21 protein-coding genes and 1 tRNA gene are annotated in these 18997 nt (G+C 69.4%); 3 read left to right on the top strand and 19 right to left on the bottom strand.

Going from position 1 to position 18997, the window contains the following annotated elements; genetic code table 11:
- Positions 1-82: 82 nt before the first annotated feature.
- Complete coding sequence (gene rpsO / locus ICG51_RS01935) at positions 83-343, top strand: 30S ribosomal protein S15 (protein WP_190281338.1); 261 nt, start codon at positions 83-85, stop codon at positions 341-343.
- A 161-nt stretch (positions 344-504) separates the two neighbouring features.
- Positions 505-2610 (top strand): polyribonucleotide nucleotidyltransferase, encoded by a 2106-nt coding sequence (pnp, locus tag ICG51_RS01930; RefSeq protein WP_190281336.1) that lies wholly within the window; start codon positions 505-507, stop codon positions 2608-2610.
- Positions 2611-2711: 101 nt separating this feature from the next.
- On the opposite strand, the gene ICG51_RS01925 is transcribed toward pnp, so the two are convergent.
- The 8 genes from ICG51_RS01925 to ICG51_RS01890 all read right to left on the bottom strand — a co-directional run bounded on the left by ICG51_RS01925 (position 2712) and on the right by ICG51_RS01890 (position 9179).
- Positions 2712-3257: a 3-hydroxyanthranilate 3,4-dioxygenase gene (locus tag ICG51_RS01925; RefSeq protein WP_190281335.1), complete on the bottom strand. Its 546-nt coding sequence runs from the start codon at positions 3255-3257 to the stop codon at positions 2712-2714.
- Positions 3258-3261: 4 nt separating this feature from the next.
- On the bottom strand, positions 3262-3690 hold the full coding sequence (locus ICG51_RS01920) for a RidA family protein (RefSeq protein ID WP_190281333.1): 429 nt from the start codon (positions 3688-3690) through the stop codon (positions 3262-3264).
- Complete coding sequence (gene can / locus ICG51_RS01915; protein ID WP_190281331.1) at positions 3687-4352, bottom strand: carbonate dehydratase; 666 nt, start codon at positions 4350-4352, stop codon at positions 3687-3689. The genes ICG51_RS01920 and can overlap by 4 nt, the downstream gene beginning before the upstream one ends.
- Positions 4349-5800: an aldehyde dehydrogenase gene (locus ICG51_RS01910; RefSeq protein WP_190281329.1), complete on the bottom strand. Its 1452-nt coding sequence runs from the start codon at positions 5798-5800 to the stop codon at positions 4349-4351. Before ICG51_RS01910 ends, can begins: the two co-directional genes overlap by 4 nt.
- A 9-nt stretch (positions 5801-5809) precedes the next feature.
- Complete coding sequence (nei, locus tag ICG51_RS01905; RefSeq protein WP_190281327.1) at positions 5810-6637, bottom strand: endonuclease VIII; 828 nt, start codon at positions 6635-6637, stop codon at positions 5810-5812.
- A 4-nt stretch (positions 6638-6641) separates the two neighbouring features.
- Positions 6642-7427 carry an SDR family oxidoreductase gene (locus ICG51_RS01900; RefSeq protein ID WP_190281325.1) on the bottom strand — a complete coding sequence of 262 codons (786 nt, stop codon included), beginning with the start codon at positions 7425-7427 and terminating at the stop codon, positions 6642-6644.
- A gap of 71 nt (positions 7428-7498) precedes the next feature.
- Positions 7499-8053: a phosphatase PAP2 family protein gene (locus ICG51_RS01895; protein ID WP_190281323.1), complete on the bottom strand. Its 555-nt coding sequence runs from the start codon at positions 8051-8053 to the stop codon at positions 7499-7501.
- On the bottom strand, positions 8031-9179 hold the full coding sequence (locus ICG51_RS01890; protein WP_190281321.1) for a glycosyltransferase family 1 protein: 1149 nt from the start codon (positions 9177-9179) through the stop codon (positions 8031-8033). The genes ICG51_RS01895 and ICG51_RS01890 overlap by 23 nt, the downstream gene beginning before the upstream one ends.
- Positions 9180-9329: 150 nt before the next feature.
- Between ICG51_RS01890 and ICG51_RS01885 the strand changes: the two genes are divergently transcribed.
- Complete coding sequence (locus ICG51_RS01885; RefSeq protein WP_190281319.1) at positions 9330-10730, top strand: FAD/NAD(P)-binding protein; 1401 nt, start codon at positions 9330-9332, stop codon at positions 10728-10730.
- A 27-nt stretch (positions 10731-10757) separates the two neighbouring features.
- On the opposite strand, the gene ICG51_RS01880 is transcribed toward ICG51_RS01885, so the two are convergent.
- The 11 genes from ICG51_RS01880 to azu form a co-directional block, all read right to left on the bottom strand.
- Positions 10758-11294: a cysteine dioxygenase family protein gene (locus tag ICG51_RS01880; RefSeq protein WP_190281318.1), complete on the bottom strand. Its 537-nt coding sequence runs from the start codon at positions 11292-11294 to the stop codon at positions 10758-10760.
- Positions 11295-11474: 180 nt separating this feature from the next.
- A tRNA-Leu gene (locus tag ICG51_RS01875) sits at positions 11475-11561 on the bottom strand.
- Between the two features lie 30 nt (positions 11562-11591).
- Complete coding sequence (locus ICG51_RS01870) at positions 11592-12746, bottom strand: homoserine O-acetyltransferase (RefSeq protein ID WP_190281316.1); 1155 nt, start codon at positions 12744-12746, stop codon at positions 11592-11594.
- Positions 12747-12835: 89 nt separating this feature from the next.
- Positions 12836-13837 carry a tetratricopeptide repeat protein gene (locus ICG51_RS01865; protein WP_223809491.1) on the bottom strand — a complete coding sequence of 334 codons (1002 nt, stop codon included), beginning with the start codon at positions 13835-13837 and terminating at the stop codon, positions 12836-12838.
- Positions 13837-14328: a cytochrome c-type biogenesis protein gene (locus ICG51_RS01860; protein WP_190281312.1), complete on the bottom strand. Its 492-nt coding sequence runs from the start codon at positions 14326-14328 to the stop codon at positions 13837-13839. Before ICG51_RS01860 ends, ICG51_RS01865 begins: the two co-directional genes overlap by 1 nt.
- Positions 14325-14873 (bottom strand): DsbE family thiol:disulfide interchange protein, encoded by a 549-nt coding sequence (locus ICG51_RS01855; RefSeq protein ID WP_190281310.1) that lies wholly within the window; start codon positions 14871-14873, stop codon positions 14325-14327. Before ICG51_RS01855 ends, ICG51_RS01860 begins: the two co-directional genes overlap by 4 nt.
- Positions 14870-16795: a heme lyase CcmF/NrfE family subunit gene (locus tag ICG51_RS01850; protein WP_190281308.1), complete on the bottom strand. Its 1926-nt coding sequence runs from the start codon at positions 16793-16795 to the stop codon at positions 14870-14872. The genes ICG51_RS01855 and ICG51_RS01850 overlap by 4 nt, the downstream gene beginning before the upstream one ends.
- A complete protein-coding gene (gene ccmE, locus ICG51_RS01845; RefSeq protein ID WP_190281306.1) occupies positions 16795-17280 on the bottom strand; it encodes a cytochrome c maturation protein CcmE in 486 nt (161 codons plus the stop codon). Before ccmE ends, ICG51_RS01850 begins: the two co-directional genes overlap by 1 nt.
- Before the next feature lie 10 nt (positions 17281-17290).
- A complete protein-coding gene (gene ccmD, locus ICG51_RS01840; protein WP_190281304.1) occupies positions 17291-17467 on the bottom strand; it encodes a heme exporter protein CcmD in 177 nt (58 codons plus the stop codon).
- The gene (locus ICG51_RS01835) at positions 17464-18216 is read right to left on the bottom strand and encodes a heme ABC transporter permease (protein ID WP_190281302.1); all 753 of its coding nucleotides are present in this window, start codon (positions 18214-18216) and stop codon (positions 17464-17466) included. The genes ccmD and ICG51_RS01835 overlap by 4 nt, the downstream gene beginning before the upstream one ends.
- Before the next feature lie 133 nt (positions 18217-18349).
- Positions 18350-18922, bottom strand: coding sequence for an azurin (gene azu / locus ICG51_RS01830; RefSeq protein WP_190281300.1), 573 nt, complete (start codon positions 18920-18922; stop codon positions 18350-18352).
- Positions 18923-18997: the final 75 nt, after the last annotated feature.

Genomic DNA, 18997 nt, shown 5'->3' with positions numbered 1-18997 from the left:
TCCGCATCATCACGGCGAGCCGTGCGGTGCGGGCGATGCTCTTTCCGCCCGTTCCTGCCGGCCACGCGACTACGAGGCAACCATGTCCATCGATACCCAGAAAGTCATCAACGAACACAAGCGCGGCGACAACGACACCGGCTCCACCGAAGTCCAGGTCGCCCTGCTGACCGCCCGCATCGAGCAGCTCACCGAGCACTTCAAGGCCCACAAGCAGGACCACCACAGCCGCCGCGGCCTGCTGATGATGGTCAACCGTCGTCGCAGCCTGCTCGACTACCTGCACCAGAAGGATGCGGAACGCTACAAGGCGCTGATCGGCAAGCTCGGCCTGCGTCGCTAAGAGAACCCCCACCGCGGCGCAGGAATGCGCCGCGGTTCGTTTCTGCAGTACCCGTTCCACCCGGTCGCGGCCAGTCCGCATATCCGCATCGCATGGCGCGATGCAGCGCAGCAAGCGGGGCTTGCCTGCGTCGATGAACCAGTCAAACCAAGGATTCCCAAGTGGCGAAGATCAGCAAGACCTTCCAGTACGGCAACCAGACCGTCACCCTCGAAACCGGCGAGATCGCGCGCCAGGCTGGCGGCGCGGTGATGGTGTCGTGCGACGGCACCGTGGTGCTGTGCACCGCCGTGGCGGCCAAGACCCAGCGCGAAGGGCAGGATTTCTTCCCGCTGACCGTTGACTACCAGGAGAAGTTCTACGCCGGTGGCCGCATCCCGGGTGGCTTCTTCAAGCGCGAAGGTCGCGCCACCGAGAAGGAAACCCTGACCAGCCGCCTGATCGATCGCCCGATCCGTCCGCTGTTCCCGGAAGAATTCAGGAACGAAGTGCAGGTCATCGCTACGGTGATGTCGCTGAACCCGGAAGTGGACGGCGACATTCTGGCGCTGATCGGCTGCTCCGCCGCCGTGGCCCTGACCGGCGCCCCGTTCCAGGGCCCGATCGGCGCGGCCAAGGTCGGCTACAAGGGTGGCCAGTACCTGCTCAACCCGACCGTCAGCGAGCTGAAGGAATCCCAGCTTGAGCTCGTGGTCGCCGGCACCAGCGACGCCGTGCTGATGGTCGAGTCGGAAGCCGCCGAGCTGTCCGAAGACGTGATGCTGGGCGCGGTGATGTTCGGCCACAAGCACATGCAGGTGGCCATCAACACGATCAACGAACTGGTCACCGCCGCCGGCACCAAGCCGTGGGACTGGAAGGCGCCGGCCCGCAACGAGGCGCTGGTCAACGCGCTGAAGGAAGCGGTGGGCAACCAGCTGGTCGAGGCGTTCCAGGTGCGTGACAAGCTGCAGCGCCGCGACGCCATCTCCGCGATCAAGAAGGACGTGATGCAGGCCCTGGCCGGTCGCGCCGAGGAAGCGGGCTGGAGCGCCGGCGAGATGTCGAAGGAGTTCGGCGAGCTGGAATACCAGACCATGCGTGGCTCGGTGCTGGAGACCAAGGTCCGCATCGACGGCCGTGCGCTGGACACGGTGCGCCCGATCACTTCCAAGGTCGGCGTGCTGCCGCGCGTCCACGGTTCCTCGCTGTTCACCCGCGGCGAAACCCAGGCGATCGTTGCTGTCACCCTCGGCACGGCCCGTGACGGCCAGGTCATCGACGCCGTCGCCGGCGAGTACAAGGAACACTTCCTGTTCCACTACAACTTCCCCCCCTACTCGGTGGGCGAAGCCGGCCGCATGATGGGTCCGAAGCGCCGCGAGATCGGCCACGGCCGCCTTGCCAAGCGCGGCGTGCTGGCGGTGATGCCGACCATGGAGGCATTCCCGTACACCATCCGCGTGGTCTCGGAAATCACCGAGTCGAACGGCTCCTCCTCGATGGCCTCGGTCTGCGGTTCCTCGCTGGCGCTGATGGACGCGGGCGTGCCGGTGAAGGCGCCGGTGGCGGGTATCGCCATGGGCCTGGTCAAGGAAGGCGACAACTTCGTCGTCCTGTCCGACATCCTGGGCGACGAGGACCACCTCGGCGACATGGACTTCAAGGTCGCCGGCACCAGCAACGGCATCTCGGCCCTGCAGATGGACATCAAGATCCAAGGCATCACCGAGGAGATCATGAAGGTGGCGCTGGCGCAGGCCAAGGCCGGCCGCCTGCACATCCTCGGCGAAATGGCCAATGCGCTGACCGCGCCGCGCGGTGAGCTGTCCGAGTTCGCGCCGCGCCTGCTGACCATCAAGATCCATCCGGACAAGATCCGCGAAGTGATCGGCAAGGGCGGCTCGGTGATCCAGGCGATCACCAAGGAAACCGGCACCCAGATCGACATCCAGGACGACGGCACCATCACCATCGCCTCGGTGAACGCCGCCGCCGGCCAGGCCGCCAAGTCGCGCATCGAGCAGATCACCTCGGACGTCGAGCCGGGCCGGATCTACGAAGGCAAGGTCGCCAAGATCATGGACTTCGGCGCATTCGTGACCATCGCCCCCGGCAAGGACGGCCTGGTCCACGTCTCGCAGATCTCCAGCGAGCGCGTGGAAAAGGTGTCCGACGTGCTGAAGGAAGGCGACATGGTCAAGGTCAAGGTGCTGGAAGTCGACAAGCAGGGCCGCATCCGCCTGTCGATCAAGGCCGTGACCGAAGGCGAGGGCACCGGCGAGTAATCGCCGCTGCAAATGCCGGACATGAAAAAGCGGGCCTTGCGCCCGCTTTTTCTTTGCGTCGCCGACGCCCGTGCGCGCCCCGCGGAAGTGCGCTCCCGGGCCTATTCCGCCGGCTGTTCGTAGCGTCCCGGCCGCGGGTTGAGGGTGCCGCACTGCCTGCAGGTGCGCAGGTGGTCGTCGCGGTAGAACTTCTCGAACACCCGCAGGAAGTCCTGTTCGATGTCGACCAGATGGAAGAAGTCCGCGTACAGCCGGTGGTTGCAGGCCACGCAGAACCACATCAGCGCATCGTCCTCGTGCGGCAGGCGCTTGCGTTCGATCACCAGCCCCACCGAGTCGGCCATGCGCTGCGGCGAATGCGGTACCCGCGGCGGCAGGTAGAAGATCTCGCCGGCCCGGATCGGGATGTCGCGCGGGGTGCCGCGCTCGCCGTCGAAGTCCTCCTGCACGCGCAGCACCATCTCGCCTTCCAGCTGGAAGAACCACTCGGGCCCTTCCTCGTAGTGGTAGTCGGTGCGCGCGTTCGGCCCGCCGACCACCATCACGATGAAGTCGTCCTGGACGATGCACTTGTTGCCCACCGGCGGCTGCAGCAGGTGGCGGTGCTCCTCGATCCAGGCGTGCAGGTTGAAGGCGGCGGGCAACATGGCGTCAGTCCTCGATGCGGGCGATGCACTTGAGTTCGATGGCGATCGGCGTGGGCAGCGCGGTGATGCCGATCGTGGTGCGGCAGGGCGCGCTGGCCGGATCCGGGAAGTGCTCGGCCCAGACCGCGTTGTAAGCCTTGAAATCCCGGGCCATGTCGGTGAGATAGACGGTCACGTCGACCAGATCCTCCCAGCGCGCGCCGCTGGCTTCCAGCACGGCGCGCACGTTGGCCAGCACCGCGCGCACCTGCGCATCGATGTCGTAGCGCCGCACCCGCCCGTCGGCGAAGTAATCGTTGCCTGGGATGGAGTCGTCGATGGGATTGCGCGGGCCGATGCCGGACAGGAACAGCAGGCCGCCGGCCCGGCGCGCATGCGGGTAGTGGCCCACGGCCTTGGGGGCGCCGGCCGCCTGGATGCTGGTGGCCGTCACCTGGCGATCCCGCGGCGCCCGCCGACGCCGGCGATCGCCCCGGCATACACGGGTTCCAGCGCGTCACGCGCGTCCACGTCCATGCCCAGTTCGCGCACCTTGCCGTCGGCGAGGCTGTAGACCCAGCCGTGCACGGCCAGCTGCTGGCCGCGTGTCCAGGCGTCCTGCACCACGGTGGTCAGGCAGACGTTCTCGGCCTGCTCGATCGCGTTGAGCTCGCACAGCGCATCATGGCGCTGCTCGTCCGGAATCTGCCCGATCAGCGCCGCATGCTTCTGGGCGATGTCGCCGACGTGGCGGATCCAGTTGTCGGCCAGGCCGAGCCGGGTGCCGTGCAGGGCCGCGCCGACGCCGCCGCAGCCGTAGTGCCCCACCACCAGGATGTGGCGCACCTTGAGCACGTCCACCGCGAACTGGATGGTGGACATGCAGTTGAGATCTGTATGGACCATCACGTTGGCGATGTTGCGGTGGACGAACACCTCGCCCGGTGCCAGCCCCATGATCTGGTTGGCTGGCACCCGCGAATCCGAACAGCCGATCCACAGGTACTCCGGGGCCTGCTGTTTCGACAGGCGTTCGAAGAAGGTGGGGTCTTCGCGGGTCACGCGATCCGCCCATTCCTGGTTGTTGCGCAGCAAGGTGTCGAGTTGCTTTTTCATGGCGTGTCTTGTGGGGGGAATGGGGGCAGGGCGATGCCGACGTTGCGTGGTTCAGTGAAGAAGCGCAGTGCTTCCAGCCCGCCTTCGCGGCCGAGGCCGGACGCCTGGCTGCCGCCGAACGGCGTGCGCAGGTCGCGCATCAACCAACTGTTGATCCAGACGATGCCGGTGCGCAGCTGCGCGGCCATGCCGTGTGCACGGACCAGGTCGCGGGTCCACACGCTGGCGGACAGGCCATAGTCGGAGGCGTTGGCCAGCGCCAGCGCCTCGGCATCGTCGTCGAAGGGTTGCAGCGTCACCACCGGGCCGAAGATCTCCTCGCGGTTGGTCGCGCAGTCCGGGCCCAAGGCTTCGATCACGGTGGGGGCGATGAACCAGCCGGGGTGGTCCAGCGCCTCGCCGCCGCACAGTACCCGGCCGCCTTCGCTGCGTGCGCGCTCGATGCAACCCAGCACCTTGTCGAAATGTGCCTGCGACACCATCGGACCGAGCCGGGTGTCTGGCTCCAGCGGCGGGCCAAGCCGAAGCGCGCTGGCGCGTTCGACGAAGACATCGCGGAACTCGTCATAGATGCCGCGTTCGACCAGCAGTCGCGAACCGCACAGACAGATCTGTCCGCTGTTCTGGAACGCGCTTCGCACCAGCGTGTCGAGGTTGGCGCGCCAGTCACTGTCGGCAAACACCAGCGTGGCGTTCTTGCCGCCGAGTTCCAGCGAGACCTTCTTCAACAGCGGCCCGGCAATGCCGGCAATGCGGCGGCCCACCGCGGTGCTGCCGGTGAACGAGATCGCCTTGATCCGCGGATGCGACACCAGCGCCTCGCCGACGTTCGGCCCGGCGCCATGGACGAGGTTGAGCACGCCCGGCGGCAGGCCGACATCCAGCGCCAGCTGGCAGAGCAGGGTGGCGGTGGCGGGGGTGATTTCCGAAGGCTTGGCCACCACCGCGTTGCCGGCAGCCAGCGCCGGCGCGATCTTCCAGGTGAACAGGTACAGCGGCAGGTTCCACGGGCTGATGCAGCCCACCACGCCCAGCGGCAGGCGCAGGGTGTAGTTCAGGCCGGCTTCGCCATGGTGGGATTCGCTGGCGAACTGGGTGGCGGCGTGGGCGAAGAAGCGCAGGTTTGCGATCGCCCGCGGGATCTCGATGTCGCGCGCCAGCGCCAGCGGCTTGCCGGCATCGATGGCTTCGGCATGGGCGAACGCATCGAGCTGGGCTTCCAGCGCATCGGCCAACCGTTCCAGATGGCGCGCGCGCTCGCTAGGGCGCAGCGCGGCCCAGACCGGTGCTGCGGCTTCGGCGGCAGCGACCGCCGCATCTACATCGGCGGCATCGCCATCGGCGACCTGTGCATACGGTTGCGCATGTGCGGGGTCGAATACCGGTTGCCAGCGGGTGCTGGTCGCTTCTCCGCGCGCCGCGCCGATGACATGTCCGAACCGTCGCATCCCGCCAGTTTACTGTGATGGATGTCCCGGCTGGCAATGCGGACACAGGAACAGCGGCCGCGACTGGCTGGCGATGCGAACGATCGGCGTACCGCAGCGCTCGCAGGGCTGGCCCTCGCGCTTGAATGCGTGGAAGCGGAAGCGCTCGCCTTCGTGCGCCAGGTAGTCGGCGCGCATGCCCTTCGTGGGCTCGATGCCGCGGGTGGCGTAGCTGTGGCGCGGGATCGCCAGCAGCGCCTGCGCCAACAGGGTGGTCTGCGCTGCATCCAGTTCGCGCGGGCGCGAGGCCGGATGCAGGCCGGCATCGAACAGCACCTCCGCGCGCAGGTAGTTGCCCATCCCGGCAAGGAAGCCCTGGTCCAGCAGCAGCGAGCCGAGCGCACGGCCGCGGAAGGCCGGCGACTGCAGGCGCGTGGCGACGGCCTCCACATCGAGCGCCGGATCCAGCACGTCCGGCCCCAGCCCCTGCAGGAACGGATGCGCCTCGATCTCGTCGCTGCGCCACAGTTCGATGTCGGAGGCCGAATACAGCAGGATCGCCGCACTGGCCGTTTCCAGTGCCACCCGCAGGCTGCGCGTGGTGTCCGGGCGCTGGCCCGGCCGTGCCACCTTCCACACGCCGTACAGCTGGTTATGGGTGTACAGCGTCCAGCCGTTGTCGAAGGCGGTCAGCAGCGCCTTGCCGCGCGGGGTGATGGAGAGGATGCGGCTGCCCACCAATTCGCGTTCGAAACGCTGCAGCTGCGCGAACGCGAACTGCGCCCGCAGCACGGTCTGCCCGGCCACCGCCGCGGCCAGACGGTCGGCGGCGCGGCGGATTTCCGGGCCTTCGGGCATCGGCTCAGATCGACTGCATGCGGCCGCCGTCCACCGCGATGGACTGGCCGTTGACGTATCCCGCGGCGGGGCTGCACAGGAAGGCGATCACCCCGCCGGGTTCCTCCGCTTCGGCAAAGCGGCCGGCGGGCACGGTGGCCAGCATCGCCTGCGCCACCTCGTCCTGGGACTTTCCCGACGCCGCGCTGCGGTCGGCGAGGATCTGCTCCAGCCGGCGCGTGCGGGTGTAGCCGGGCAGGACGTTGTTGACCGTGATGCCATCTCCGCCGAGTTCGCGCGAGAGGGTCTTGGCCCAGCTGGCGACCGCGCCGCGGATGGTGTTGGAGACGCCAAGGTTGGGGATCGGTTCGTACACCGAGGTCGAGATCACGTTGACGATGCGGCCCCAGCGCGCGGCGCGCATGCCCGGCAGCAGCGCCTGCACAAGCGTCTGGTTGGCGACCAGGTGTTTACGGAAGGCATCGAGGTAAGCATCGATGGAGGCGCTGTGCGCCGGGCCGCCGGGCGGGCCACCGGTGTTGTTGATCAGGATGTGCACCGGCGTGCGCGCCGCCAGTGCGGCCACGGCGTCGCGCAGCGCATCGGTGTCGGCGACATCGGCGACGAGGCAGCCATGCGCTTGCCCCTGCGTGCGTGGCAGCACCGCGGCGATCCCGCCCAGCACGTCAGCGCGGCGCGCGAGCAGGGTGACGCTGGCGCCGAGTTGCGCCAGTTCCGTCGCGGCGGCGCGGCCGATGCCTTCGGAGGCGCCGCAGACCAGCGCGTGTTTGCCGGAAAGATCGAGGTTCATGCGGGCTCCCTGGGCAGGCCCCGATTGTAACGGCGGCTCCGCCGGCACCGGTGCACGGCGTTGCAGCGAGCCTACTGCGGTGCCAGTTCGATCGCCCTCGCCAGCCACAGCGATGCCGCCGCCAGCGCGCCACCGATGCCGGTGGCGGCCAGTACGTCACTGGGGTAGTGCAGGCCCAACACGACGCGGGAGACGGCGACGCTGGCAGTGAACGGCACCAGCAGCCAGGCCAGCACCGGGTAGTGCGCCACCGCCACCACGCTGAAGGCGACCGCGTGCAGGGTATGCCCGGACGGGAAGCTGAACTCGTCCAGCGGCGCCACCCAGGCACGGATGCGCAGGTCACTGGCAAACGGACGCGGACGGCGGGTCCAGCGCTTCAGCCGCCGGTACAGCAGCAGGGCGACGCAGCCGGTGGCGGCCAGATGCAGCGAGGCGCGCAGGCCATCCAGCCCTTCCAGCGTCACCAGCAGCCCCATCAGCGCATACCAGAACACGCCATCGCCGAGCCGGCTGACGGTGGCGAAATAGCGGAACGGCAGGCGGCGCGCGCACAGCGCATTGGCGCGCAGGCACCAGCCGTGTTCCACCGACAGTGGTCGCTCAGGAGACGGCGGTTGCGGCATGGTGGGTGCTCCGGATGGCCAGCGATCGCAGGAGGTGGTCGAAGGCCTCGGCCACCCGCGCCGGGCGCAGCCCCGCCACCGCGTCGCGGCAGGCCGGGCGCATGCGCGCATGCAGCGCATCGTCGCCGGCCAGGCGCAGGGCGGCGGCCAGGAATCCGGCATCGTCGTGCAGGGCCACCGCCGCGCCGTGGACGCCGTCGCGCAGGAATTCGCGTGCGGCGCCATAGTCGAAGGCCACCACCGGCACGCCGCTGGCCAGCGCTTCCAGGGTCACGTTGCCGAAGGTTTCGCTGCGGCTTGGGAACAGGAACAGGTCGCCGCTGGCGAAATGCCGCCCCAGTGCTTCGCCGCGCTGGATGCCACAGAAGATGAAGTCCGGGTTCTCGCGCTGCAGGGCCTCGCGCGCGGGGCCGTCGCCGACCCAGACGAAACGCGCTTCCGGGCGCACCCGCTGCAGTTCGCGGAACGCGCGCACCGCCAGCGGCAGGTTCTTCTCCGGGGCGATGCGGCCGACGTGGATCACCGCCAGCGCGTGCGGATCCAGGCCCCAGGGGCGGCGCAGCGTTTCATCGCGGTGATCGGGATGGAACGCCGCCGTGTCCACCGCGCGCGGCAGTTGGACCACGTTGCGGAACCGCTGTGCCTGCAGGAATCGCTGCAATTCGCGCGTCGGCACCAGGGTGGCCTGCGCGCCGTTATGGAAATGCCGCATCCAGCGCAGCGCCGTGCCTTCCAGCCACGGGGCGCCATAGCTGCGCACGTAGTCGTCGAAGCGGGTATGGAAGCCGGTGGCGGCCGGGATGCCGAGCCTGCGCGCGGCGCGCAGCGCCGACCAGCCCAGCGGGCCCTCGGTGGCCACGTAGATCGCATCCGGACGCGCCTGCCGCCAGTGCGCATGCAGCAGGCGGGTGGCCGGCAGGCCAAACTTCAGGCCGGGGTAGCGGGGCAGGGCGGCGCCGCGCACCAGCAGCGTGTCGGCAGGAGGATCGGCTTCGCCATCCTGTCGCGGGCGCACCATCGCCACTGTGTGGCCGCGCTGACGTAGGCCCTGTTCCAGCCCCTGCACGGTCAGCGCCACGCCGTTGACTTCGGGCGGATAGGTTTCGGTAACGATGCCGTAGCGCATGGGCGACTCCGCCAGCACGGGCTGGTCGCGGCACAGCGTCGGCGACGGCGGTGACCGGCCGGTGTCGCCGGGATGACCCGTGGATGACGGCCTGTGGCGCCGCGGTCCCGGCAACTACAATGCCGGTTCCGGAGCTCCTGTCGCTTGCCCATGACCCCTGAATCCGCCGGGCTTTCCGGCGTCGATGTCGCCATCGTTGGTGGCGGCGCCGCCGGCGTGCTGGTCGCCACCCGCCTGCTGGCCGATCCCGCCTGCCGCTTGCGCGTCGCCATCATCGAGCCCGCCGCCGAACTGGCCCGCGGCGCCGCCTACGCCACCGGGCAGCCCGCGCACCTGCTGAACGTCACCGCCGGCCGGATGAGTGCGTTCGCCGAAGACCCGGGGCATTTCGTGCGCTTCCTGTCCGGCGGCGATGCCGGCACGGCCGAGGCGCTGTCGACCAGCTTTGCGCCGCGCCGCGAATACGGCCGCTACCTGCGCGAGACCCTGTGCGCGCAGCCGCGCCACCCTGCGCTGCAATGGCTGCGCGAACGGGTGACCGATATCGAACGCCGCGATGGCGACAACCTGCTGACACTTGCGTCCGGCGCGACCCTGGCGGCCCGTGCGGTTGTGCTGGCGGTGGGCAATGCATCGCGCCGCATTCCCGCCGCGCGGCTGCACGGCGCCGTGCGCCTGGCCGATGCCTGGGATTACGAGGGCGTGGCCGCCATTCCCGCCGAGGCGGACGTCTGCATCATCGGCTCCGGATTGAGCATGGTGGACGCGGTGCTCAGCCTGGTCCACGGTGGACATCGCGGCCGCATCCGGGTGTTGTCGCGCCATGGCCTGATGCCGCTGGCGCATGCCGAGTCCGGCGGGACAGACACTGCCCCCATCGATGCGCTGCTCGCACTCGGCCTGCGCGGGCGGCTGCGCCTGATCCGCGCCTGGACGCAGGCGGCGACCGCGGCAGGCGAACCCTGGCAATGGGTGTTCGATCGCCTGCGGCCGCATGGACAGGCGCTGTGGCGCTCGCTGGCGCATGTGGAGCAGGAGCGGTTCCTGCGCCATCTGGTGCGCTACTGGGACATCCATCGGCATCGCATCGCGCCACAGGTCGCGCACACGCTGGAGGCGCTGCGGGCGGGCGCTCGGCTGGAAGTCCTGGCCGGGCGGCTGCAATCAGTCGAGGCGCGGGAAGACGGCGGCATCGATGTCCGCTACCGGCCGCGGCATGCCGACGGCGAGTGTTCGATCCGCGCCGACTGGCTGGTCAACGCCACCGGCGTCGAAACCCATATCGACCTGCAGCCGGACACGTTGCTGGGCGCCCTGCGCGCGCGCGGTCGCGTGTTGCCGGGTCCGTACGGCATCGGCATCGCCAGTGAGGAGCCCGGCCGCGTGATCGATGCGCGCGGTCAACCCGATCCCACGCTGCTGGTGCTGGGGGCGATGCGGATAGGCACGCTGTGGGAAAGCCTGGCGATTCCGGAGCTGCGCGGACAGGCGCAGGCGCTGGCCGATCACCTGCGCGCGACGCTCGACGGGCGGGTGCCGCCGAAGTCCTGAGCGAGGTGGGTGGATTCGGCTGCCGGCTCAGGTAGCTTCGTCGATGGCCAGCCGCGTGGATTCGCGCACGAACCAGCCATCTTCCCGTGGGCAGAAGCTCGTGCAGCTTTCCAGCGGCGCCTGGTAGACATGCACCGAGATCGCGATGGCATCAGCGCTTGCATTGTGGATGGTGTGGTACTCGTGCGGCGGGATCAGGCTGCCGGCGCTGCCGGGGCCTGCGCTGCTGCGCCCTGCGACGCGGAAGCGGAACCGCTCGCCTGCCTGTTCCACCAGTTCGTACTGGACGATGTCCAGCTGGCCCTGCCAGACCCCTTCCACACACCAGCGACCGTCGTGGTCATGCAGCGGCGTGCCTTGCCCGGGGCCCCAGGTCATGGCCACCACGCTGTAGCCGTGTTCGGGGCTGCGGTAAAGCTCGCGCCGCGCGTAGTGCCCGACCACGGGCGCGTGCACGAAGTCGGGGAGGCAAACCCCGGGATCGGCGATCAGCGCAGTCAGCGCGTCGCGCAGCGCTGCGGTGACGGCATGCACCTCCCCCAGCGCAACCGCGGCATCGAGCATGGCGTGGAAGCGCGCGCTTCCGGGGAAGGCGATCTGAGTGGGGGATGCGTTGGGGCTGGAAAGCGTCACCCCCGGAGTTTAATGCACAGGGGCCGGAGGCCCGGCGCCGCCCCGTATCGCGGCATTCGAAGGGGCGCCGGCAAAACAAAAGGGCCAGGCTGCGCAGCCTGACCCTTGCATTGGTGCCGGAAGTGGGACTCGAACCCACACGCTTTTAAGGGCGGCGGATTTTGAGTCCGCTGCGTCTACCGATTCCGCCATTCCGGCGCGGGCGCGCAGTATAGCCGAGCGGCGGCTTCAGGCCACCTTGCCGCTGGGCAGGGCTGCGGTCGGCAGCGCGCGCAGGAATCCGGCGATAGCGGGGCCGAAGCGCGCCTCGTCGACCAGGAAGGCGTCGTGGCCCTGCGGCGACGGCATCGGCAGGAAACGGGTGTCGCAGCCGGCGTTGCGCAGGCCGGCGGCGATCTCTTCCTGCTGCTGGATCGGGAACAGGATGTCGGTCTTGACCCCGATCACCAGCGCGTGGCAGACGCCCTCGATGGCGGCCAGACCGCCCGCGGTGTCACCGGCGTGCGCCTCGCCGAGGTCGAACCAATCCATCGAGCGGCTGAGGTAGAGGTAGCAGTTGGGGTCGTACTTGTGCACGAAGCGGCGCGCGTGGGCCTCGAGGTAGCTTTCCACCTCGAACTCCAGTCCGAACGGGTCCTCGCCCTCGCGGCGATCGGAGTCCAGCCGCACCCGGCCGAAGCGGCCGTCCCACTCCAGCGCCGAACGGTAGGTGATGACGCCGAGCTTGCGCGCCATGCGCATGCCGTTTTCGGGGTAGTGCTCGGCATCGTCGTAGGCGCCGTCGTTCCACTGCGGGTCGAGGCGGATGGCCTCGCGCTGCAGCGAGCGGATGGCGATGGAGAACGGCAGCGCGCGCGCCGCGCCGCAGATGTTGACATGGCTGAGGGCGATGCCCGGGTGGCGTGCCAGCAGCGCCAGTGCGCTCATCCCGCCCATCGAATTGCCGACCACGCAGGCCAGCCGCTGGATGCCCAACCCGCGCACCAGCGCCGCGGAGGCATCGGCGCCGTCCTCGATCGACAGCTCGGGGAAGTCCAGGCGATAGGGCTGGCCGCTTCCGGGATTGATCGAAGCCGGCCCGGTGCTGCCCTTGCAGCTGCCCAGCGGGTTGACGCAGACCACGAACCAGCGGCGGGTGTCGATGGGCTTGCCGGGGCCGATCATCCATTCCCACCAGCCCGGCGCGGGGTCGGCTTCGCTGGATGCGGCGTGCGCGTCCGGCGACATGCCGGTGAGGACCAGGATGGCGTTGCCACCGTCGGCATCCAGCCGGCCCCAGGTTTCATAGGCCAGGCGCGCGCCGTGCAGGGCGCCGCCGCGCTTCATCGGAAACGGCGAGGGCAGATCGAACCAGCGGGTGCCGGGGGGGATGAATTCGGCCATGGCGGTACGGGGGGAAGACCGGTAGGCCATCATCCCCCCTGACGAAGCGGACGGTCATGCCTTTTAGGCATGCCGGCATGAACCGGCGGTTACTGCGCGCCGATGACCAGCCGCACCGGCTTGTCGGCCGGTAGTTTCACCCGCACCGGTCTGGACTCCAGGTCGCCTTCCTGACGGCTGGCATCGCCGCTGGCCGACAGCCGCGCCACCAGCTCGACTTCCTGCATCTGCGACAGCTTGAGGGTGGGCATGGGGCTGTCGGCATCGCTGAGCGCGGTGCTGAAGGGCAGTTCCGAGGCCGCCTGCTTCTGCGCGGCCACCGGCATCGGCGAACCGGGCTGGCGGGCGATCACGAAGACCGTGGCATCCGGCCGCAGGCGTACCCGCTCGGCCAACGCTTTGTCCAGCGCCACTTCCACCTCCAGCAGGGCGGTCGCGGCGGGCTGCGCGGCGGCTTCGGCCAGCGGCGGCAGGCCGGCATCGGCACGGGCGGCGTTGATTTCCTTGCGCAGACTGGTGGCGGTGTCGGCGCTGACCTGCGTCAGCAGCGGCCCCCACGTGACGGCGGCCTCCGCATGCTTGCCGGCCTGACGCTGGGCCACGCCAAGGAACCAGCGCGCGCGCTGGTGGTTGGGGTCCGCCTTGAGTGCGGCCTCCAGCAGCGCCAGCGCTTCGGCGTCGAAGGTGCGGCTGGGGTTGGCCATGGCGCGCGACTGCGCGGCTTCGGTGAGGAAATCGGCGTTGTCGGGGGCAAGCCTGACGGCCTTGGCGAAGGCGTCGCGGGCGTTGGCGGCATCGTCCATGCGCAGGTAGGCCTGGCCGAGCAGTGCCCAGCCTTCGGCCTGCTGCGGATCGCGGGCCAGCGCGGCCTTGAGCTGGACCACCGCTTCCTCCAGGGTGCGCGGCGCCTGCCGGGCGGCGGGGTCCAGTGCCTGCGGGGTACCCACCAGCCGGTACAGCAGGCCGGTGGAAAGCAGGGTGATCAGGCCGATGCCCAGCGCCACGCCGCGCGCATCACGCCACAGCGGGCGCAGCAGCGTGGCCAGCACGATCAGGCACAGCAGCGCGGCAAAACCGAGGAAAGCGGTCATCACCATTCCTGCCCGTCATCGCTGGCGGCCGGGTTCGCCGCAGGCTTGCGCCGGCGCACGATGGCGGCGACCACGCCGGCGCCGGCCAGCAGCACCACCGCCGGGCCGATCCACAGCAGCAGGGTGCCGCCTTCGAGCTTCGGCTTGTACAGCACGAATTCGCCGTAGCGCTGCACCAGGTAGTCCTTGATCTGCGCGTCGCTCATGCCCTTGCGCATCAGCTCCAGCACCTCGCGCCGCAGCTGCAGCGCGATCAGGGCATTGGAGTCGGCCAGCGACTGGTTCTGGCACATCACGCAGCGCAGCTGCAGGGTCAGCGCGTGGAAGCGGGCTTCCTCGGCGGCATCCTGGAACTGCAGCGGGGCGGCGTCGGCCTGCTGGTTGGCCTGGGCGAAGGCGGGCGGCGCAAGCCCACAGGCCAGGATGAGGCCGAGGGACAGGCTGGCAATCCGGATCCTGCCCCGGCCAGGGATTTTCGCGATCCGGCTCATCGTTCAGCCTCGATCCTGGTGACCAGCGGCAGCAGTTCCTTCGCGATCAGCTCGTCGGTCAGCGGGCCCACGTGCTTCCAGCGCACGATGCCCTTGCCGTCGACCAGGAACGATTCCGGCGCGCCGTACACGCCCCAGTCGAGCGCGGTGCGGCCTTCGACGTCGGACAGCACCACCATGTAGGGATTGCCGAACTGCTCCAGCCAGCGCAGCGCATCGGCCGGCTCGTCCTTCCAGTTGTAGCCGACCACGCGCAGGCGCTTGGTTTCGGCGAACTTGGTCAGCACCGGGTGTTCCACCCGGCATTCCACGCACCAGCTGCCCCAGACGTTCATCAGGAACGGCTGGCCACGCAGGTCGGACAGCTTCACCGTGTAGGTGGGGTCGTGCAGCACCGGCAGCGCGAACTCGGGCGCCGGCTTGCCGATCAGCGGCGAGGGCAGGGCATCGCGGTTGGGCTTGCGGCTCATCCACACGCCTGCCGCCAGCAGCGCGGCAAGCAGGGCGAAGGCGGCCAGCGGCAGCCAGCGGGAGGTTTTCTTCATTGGAGATCCTTGCGCACGCTGCGGAAGCGCCGGTCGAACGCGGTGACCAGCGCGCCCAGCGCCATCAGCAGCGCGCCGGCCCAGATCCAGCGCACGAACGGCTTGACGTGGACGCGCAACGCCCACGCGCCGTTGCCCAGCGACTCGCCGATCGCCACGTAGGCATCGCCGAACACGCCGCGGGCGATGCCGGATTCGGTCATGACCTGGCCGCCGGCGCGATAGCGGCGCTTCTCGGGATGCAGGGTAGCTTCGATATGGCCATCGCGCAGCACCTGCACGGTGCCGCGGTCGGCCACGTAGTTCGGGCCATTGGTCTCGACGATGCCGTCGAAGCGGAACGCGTAGTCGCCCAGCGTCACCGTGTCGCCGGCCTTCACCGCCAGCTCGCGCTGCAAGTTCAGGCCTTCGACCAGCAGCGCGCCGACCAGGAACACCGCTATGCCCAGGTGGGCCAGCACCATGCCCCACATCTCGCGGGTCAGGCGGCCACCGGCGGAACGCAGGCGGGTCCAGACGAAGCGCAGCGTGCCCGCGCCCACCCAGACCGCGCCGAGGATGCCGGCGGCGGTCTTCCACTGGCCCTGCGGGGCAAGGAAGAACGCCACCACGCCGGCCACCAGCGCCAGTACCGCCCACGGCAGCAGCAGGCGCAGCGGCGTGGACATCTGCTCGCGTTGCCAGCGGGTCAGCGGGCCCAGCGGCACCAGCGCCACCAGCGGCGCCATCAGCAGGGTGAACATGATGGCGAAATACGGCGGGCCCACCGAGATCTTGCCCAGGTCCAGGGTATCGGCCAGCAGCGGATACAGGGTGCCCAGCAGCACCATCGCGCAGGCGGTGGTCAGCAGCAGGTTGTTGAGCAGCAGCAGGGTCTCGCGCGAGCCGGCGGCGAAGGGCTTGGCGTTGCTCTCGGTGTCCGGGGCGCGCAGCGCGTACAGCACCAGCGAACCGCCGACCACGATGCCGAGGAAGATCAGCACGAACAGGCCGCGGCCCGGATCGGCGGCGAACGCATGCACGCTGGTCAGCACGCCGGAGCGGACCAGGAAAGTGCCCAGCAGCGACAGCGAGAAGGTGGCGATGGCCAGCAGCAGCGTCCAGCCGCCGAAGCTGCCGCGCTTTTCGGTGACCGCCTGCGAATGCAGCAGCGCGGCGCCGGCCAGCCACGGCATGAAGCTGGCGTTCTCCACCGGGTCCCAGAACCACCAGCCGCCCCAGCCCAGCTCGTAGTAGGCCCACCACGACCCCAGCGCGATGCCGAGGGTCAGGCAGGCCCAGGCCACGTTGGTCCACGGCCGCGTCCAGCGCAGCCACTGGGCGTCGATGCGGCGCTCCAGCAGGGCGGCGATGGCGAAGGCGAATGGCACCGCGAAACCGACATAGCCGGCGTACAGCATCGGCGGGTGCACGATCAGCCCCGGGTCCTGCAGCAGGGGATTGAGGTCGCGGCCCTCGCCGGCCGCCGGCAGGATGCGGGTGAACGGATTGCTGGTGAACACCAGGAAGGCGAGGAAACCGACCGACACCACGCCCATCACCCCCAGCACCCGCGCCACCACCGGCAGCGGCAGGGCCTTCGAGAACCGCGCCACCGCCGCGGTCCACAGCGCCAGCACCAGCGCCCACAGCAGCAGCGAGCCCTCGTGCGCGCCCCAGACGGCGGTGTAGCGGTAGAGCGTGGGCAACAGCGAGTTGGAGTTCTCGGCCACGTATTGCACCGAGAAGTCGTTGACCACGAAGGCGTAGGTGAGGATGGCGAAGGCCAGGCCCACCAGCAGCAGCTGCATCCAGGCCGCAGGCCGCGCTACCGCCATCAGCACCGGCACGTCGCGCTGCGCGCCCAGCAGGGGCAGCAGCGCCTGCAGCGCCGCCACCAGCAGCGCCAGCAGCAGCGCGATCTGGCCGAGTTCGGGAAGCATTACGGTGCGCCTTCCGCAAGCGCCGTCTTGTCCTGCACGTTGTGCTTCTTGTGTGCGGCGCCCATCTTGTCGGCCACTTCCTTGGGCATGTAGGTCTCGTCGTGCTTGGCCAGCACTTCCTCGGCCACGAACACGTCGCCCTGCATCCGCCCGGTGGCCACTACCGACTGGTTCTCGCGGAACAGGTCCGGAAGGATGCCGGTATAGACCACCGGCAGGCGAGCATCGCCGTCGTCGACGTCAAAATGCGCCTCCATCGAGCCCGGCGCACGCTTGAAGGAACCCTTGGCGACCATCCCGCCCAGACGGAAACGGGCCTCGCCGCTACGCACGTTGTCCCCCGCGCTGCCGCCCAGCACTTCATGGGGGGTGTAGAGATAGGCGACGTTGCGCTGCAGTGCCATCGCGATCAGCGCGGTCGCCACGCCGGCGACGGCGACCAGGGCGAGGATCAACAGCAGGCGGCGTTTGCGGGTGGGGTGCATGGCGTCCTGGTCATTCCCGCGACAGCGGGCGTTCGGTATCGGGAGGGGGGGCGGCCTGCCGGCGCGCTGCGCGCAGCCTGGCGGCGCGCAGCGCGGCGCGGATCTGCAGCTTCGGCACCAGGAAGTCCCACAGCAGCATCGCGGCGAATACCGCGTAGGCGGCGATGACGTATTCGCGGTAGCTCATCGCGCTTCCCCGGCGGCCAGCTTCGAGACCCAATCCTTGGCGGCCTCGCGGCGCAGGTTGTCGGCGCGGGCGCGGGCCAGCAGCGAGCCGACGAACCACAGCTTGGTGCCGACGATCATCCAGACGAGCGGCCACATCATGCTGGCGTCCATGCTGGACTCGCCGAACACGCGGATGGTCTGGCCCTGGTGCAGCGAGTTCCACCACACCACGGACCAGCGGATCACCGGCAGCAGGGCGACCCCGACGATGGCCAGCAGGCCGGCTGCGCGGGCGGCATTGCGGCGGTCGTCGATGGCCGCGTACAGGCCCATCACGCCCAGGTACAGGAACAGCAGGATCAGCTCGGTGGTCAGGCGCGGATCCCAGTCCCACCAGGTGCCCCACATGGGCTTGCCCCAGATCGAGCCGGTGGCCAGGGTGACGAAGGTGAAGGCGGCGCCGGTGGGCGCGCAGGCCATGGCCAGGATTTCGCAGAGCTTGATCCGCCAGATCAGCGCGATCGCCGAATAGAACGCCATCAGGCCGAAGATGGCCATGCTCATCCAGGCCGCCGGGACGTGGATGTAGAGGATGCGGAAGCTGTCGCCCTGCTGGTAGTCGGCGGGGACCTGGAACAAAGCGCCGTACAGGCCCACGGCCATCGCCACCAGCCCCAGCAGCCAGGCCCACGGCGTCCAGCGGGCGGCAAAGCGATCGAAGTACGGGGGCGAGCCGAGTTGGTGGAACCAGCGGATCAGCGGAGACATCTTGGCCTTGGCAGGAGCGGCGTGGACGCGCCGTGGGCAATCCTGCGAAGGATACCAGCCCGCGGGCGGGCCGGTACCCGGAATTCCGGCAACAGTCGGGCGGCGTGGGCCGCCCGACCGCGGGTGGCGCGGCTTACTGGACCTGGATGGTGCCCTGCATCAGCGCCAGGTGGCCCGGGAAGCTGCAGAAGAACTTGTAGCCGCCGTCCTTGATCTTCGCCACATCGAAGGTCACCGAGGCGGATTCGCCGCCGCCGATGATCTTGGTGTGGGCGATCGAACGGGCGTCGCCTTCCTTGACGTGCTCGGCGGCGTTGGAGGCGCCGTCTGCGGCGATGCCGGCCATGTCGGCTTCCTTGGCGATCACCACGTTGTGGCCCATGACGTTGGCGGCCATGGTGCCGACGTGCTTCAGGTTGATGGTGAACTGGGCGCAGCTGGCCGGAACGGTGATCGAGTCGGCGTTGAACTGCATCGCGTCGTTCGATTCGATGGTGGTGGCGCAGTTTTCGACTACGGCCGGCTTGGTGCTGGCAGCGGCCGGAGCGGCTTCGGCGGGAGCAGCCTCGACCGGGGCCGCGGCGGGGGCTTCGGCGGCCGGCGCCGCATCGGCCGGGGCGGCGGTGTCGGCGGGCGCGGACGAGTTGCCGCAGGCGGAGAGGGCCAGCGCAACCGCACCGGCGAGCAGGATGTGACGGGACTTCATTGCGAATGCTCCAGAGAATGTGAGGCTGGCCGCAACGGCCAGGCGCGCCATTGTCATCCCTGATCCGTTAAAAGA

It is taken from the genome of Thermomonas sp. XSG, assembly GCF_014678725.1.
GTDB lineage: Bacteria > Pseudomonadota > Gammaproteobacteria > Xanthomonadales > Xanthomonadaceae > Thermomonas.
Note: the sequence above shows the minus strand (reverse complement) of the source record. Positions and strands in the feature narration are given on the sequence as shown.

Bases quoted from the DNA above. Each gene is read 5' to 3' on its own strand.
- ICG51_RS01890 (WP_190281321.1), bottom strand. From the start codon at position 9,179: ATGCGCTACGGCATCGTTACCGAAACCTATCCGCCCGAAGTCAACGGC.
- can (WP_190281331.1), bottom strand. From the start codon at position 4,352: ATGAAAAAGCAACTCGACACCTTGCTGCGCAACAACCAGGAATGGGCG.
- ICG51_RS01835 (WP_190281302.1), bottom strand. From the start codon at position 18,216: ATGTCTCCGCTGATCCGCTGGTTCCACCAACTCGGCTCGCCCCCGTAC.
- rpsO (WP_190281338.1), top strand. From the start codon at position 83: ATGTCCATCGATACCCAGAAAGTCATCAACGAACACAAGCGCGGCGAC.
- ccmD (WP_190281304.1), bottom strand. From the start codon at position 17,467: ATGAGCTACCGCGAATACGTCATCGCCGCCTACGCGGTATTCGCCGCG.
- ccmE (WP_190281306.1), bottom strand. From the start codon at position 17,280: ATGCACCCCACCCGCAAACGCCGCCTGCTGTTGATCCTCGCCCTGGTC.
- ICG51_RS01885 (WP_190281319.1), top strand. From the start codon at position 9,330: ATGACCCCTGAATCCGCCGGGCTTTCCGGCGTCGATGTCGCCATCGTT.
- ICG51_RS01860 (WP_190281312.1), bottom strand. From the start codon at position 14,328: ATGAGCCGGATCGCGAAAATCCCTGGCCGGGGCAGGATCCGGATTGCC.
- ICG51_RS01855 (WP_190281310.1), bottom strand. From the start codon at position 14,873: ATGAAGAAAACCTCCCGCTGGCTGCCGCTGGCCGCCTTCGCCCTGCTT.
- azu (WP_190281300.1), bottom strand. From the start codon at position 18,922: ATGAAGTCCCGTCACATCCTGCTCGCCGGTGCGGTTGCGCTGGCCCTC.
- ICG51_RS01910 (WP_190281329.1), bottom strand. From the start codon at position 5,800: ATGCGACGGTTCGGACATGTCATCGGCGCGGCGCGCGGAGAAGCGACC.
- ICG51_RS01850 (WP_190281308.1), bottom strand. From the start codon at position 16,795: ATGCTTCCCGAACTCGGCCAGATCGCGCTGCTGCTGGCGCTGCTGGTG.
- ICG51_RS01900 (WP_190281325.1), bottom strand. From the start codon at position 7,427: ATGAACCTCGATCTTTCCGGCAAACACGCGCTGGTCTGCGGCGCCTCC.
- ICG51_RS01895 (WP_190281323.1), bottom strand. From the start codon at position 8,053: ATGCCGCAACCGCCGTCTCCTGAGCGACCACTGTCGGTGGAACACGGC.
- ICG51_RS01925 (WP_190281335.1), bottom strand. From the start codon at position 3,257: ATGTTGCCCGCCGCCTTCAACCTGCACGCCTGGATCGAGGAGCACCGC.
- ICG51_RS01880 (WP_190281318.1), bottom strand. From the start codon at position 11,294: ATGCTCGATGCCGCGGTTGCGCTGGGGGAGGTGCATGCCGTCACCGCA.
- nei (WP_190281327.1), bottom strand. From the start codon at position 6,637: ATGCCCGAAGGCCCGGAAATCCGCCGCGCCGCCGACCGTCTGGCCGCG.
- ICG51_RS01865 (WP_223809491.1), bottom strand. From the start codon at position 13,837: ATGACCGCTTTCCTCGGTTTTGCCGCGCTGCTGTGCCTGATCGTGCTG.
- ICG51_RS01870 (WP_190281316.1), bottom strand. From the start codon at position 12,746: ATGGCCGAATTCATCCCCCCCGGCACCCGCTGGTTCGATCTGCCCTCG.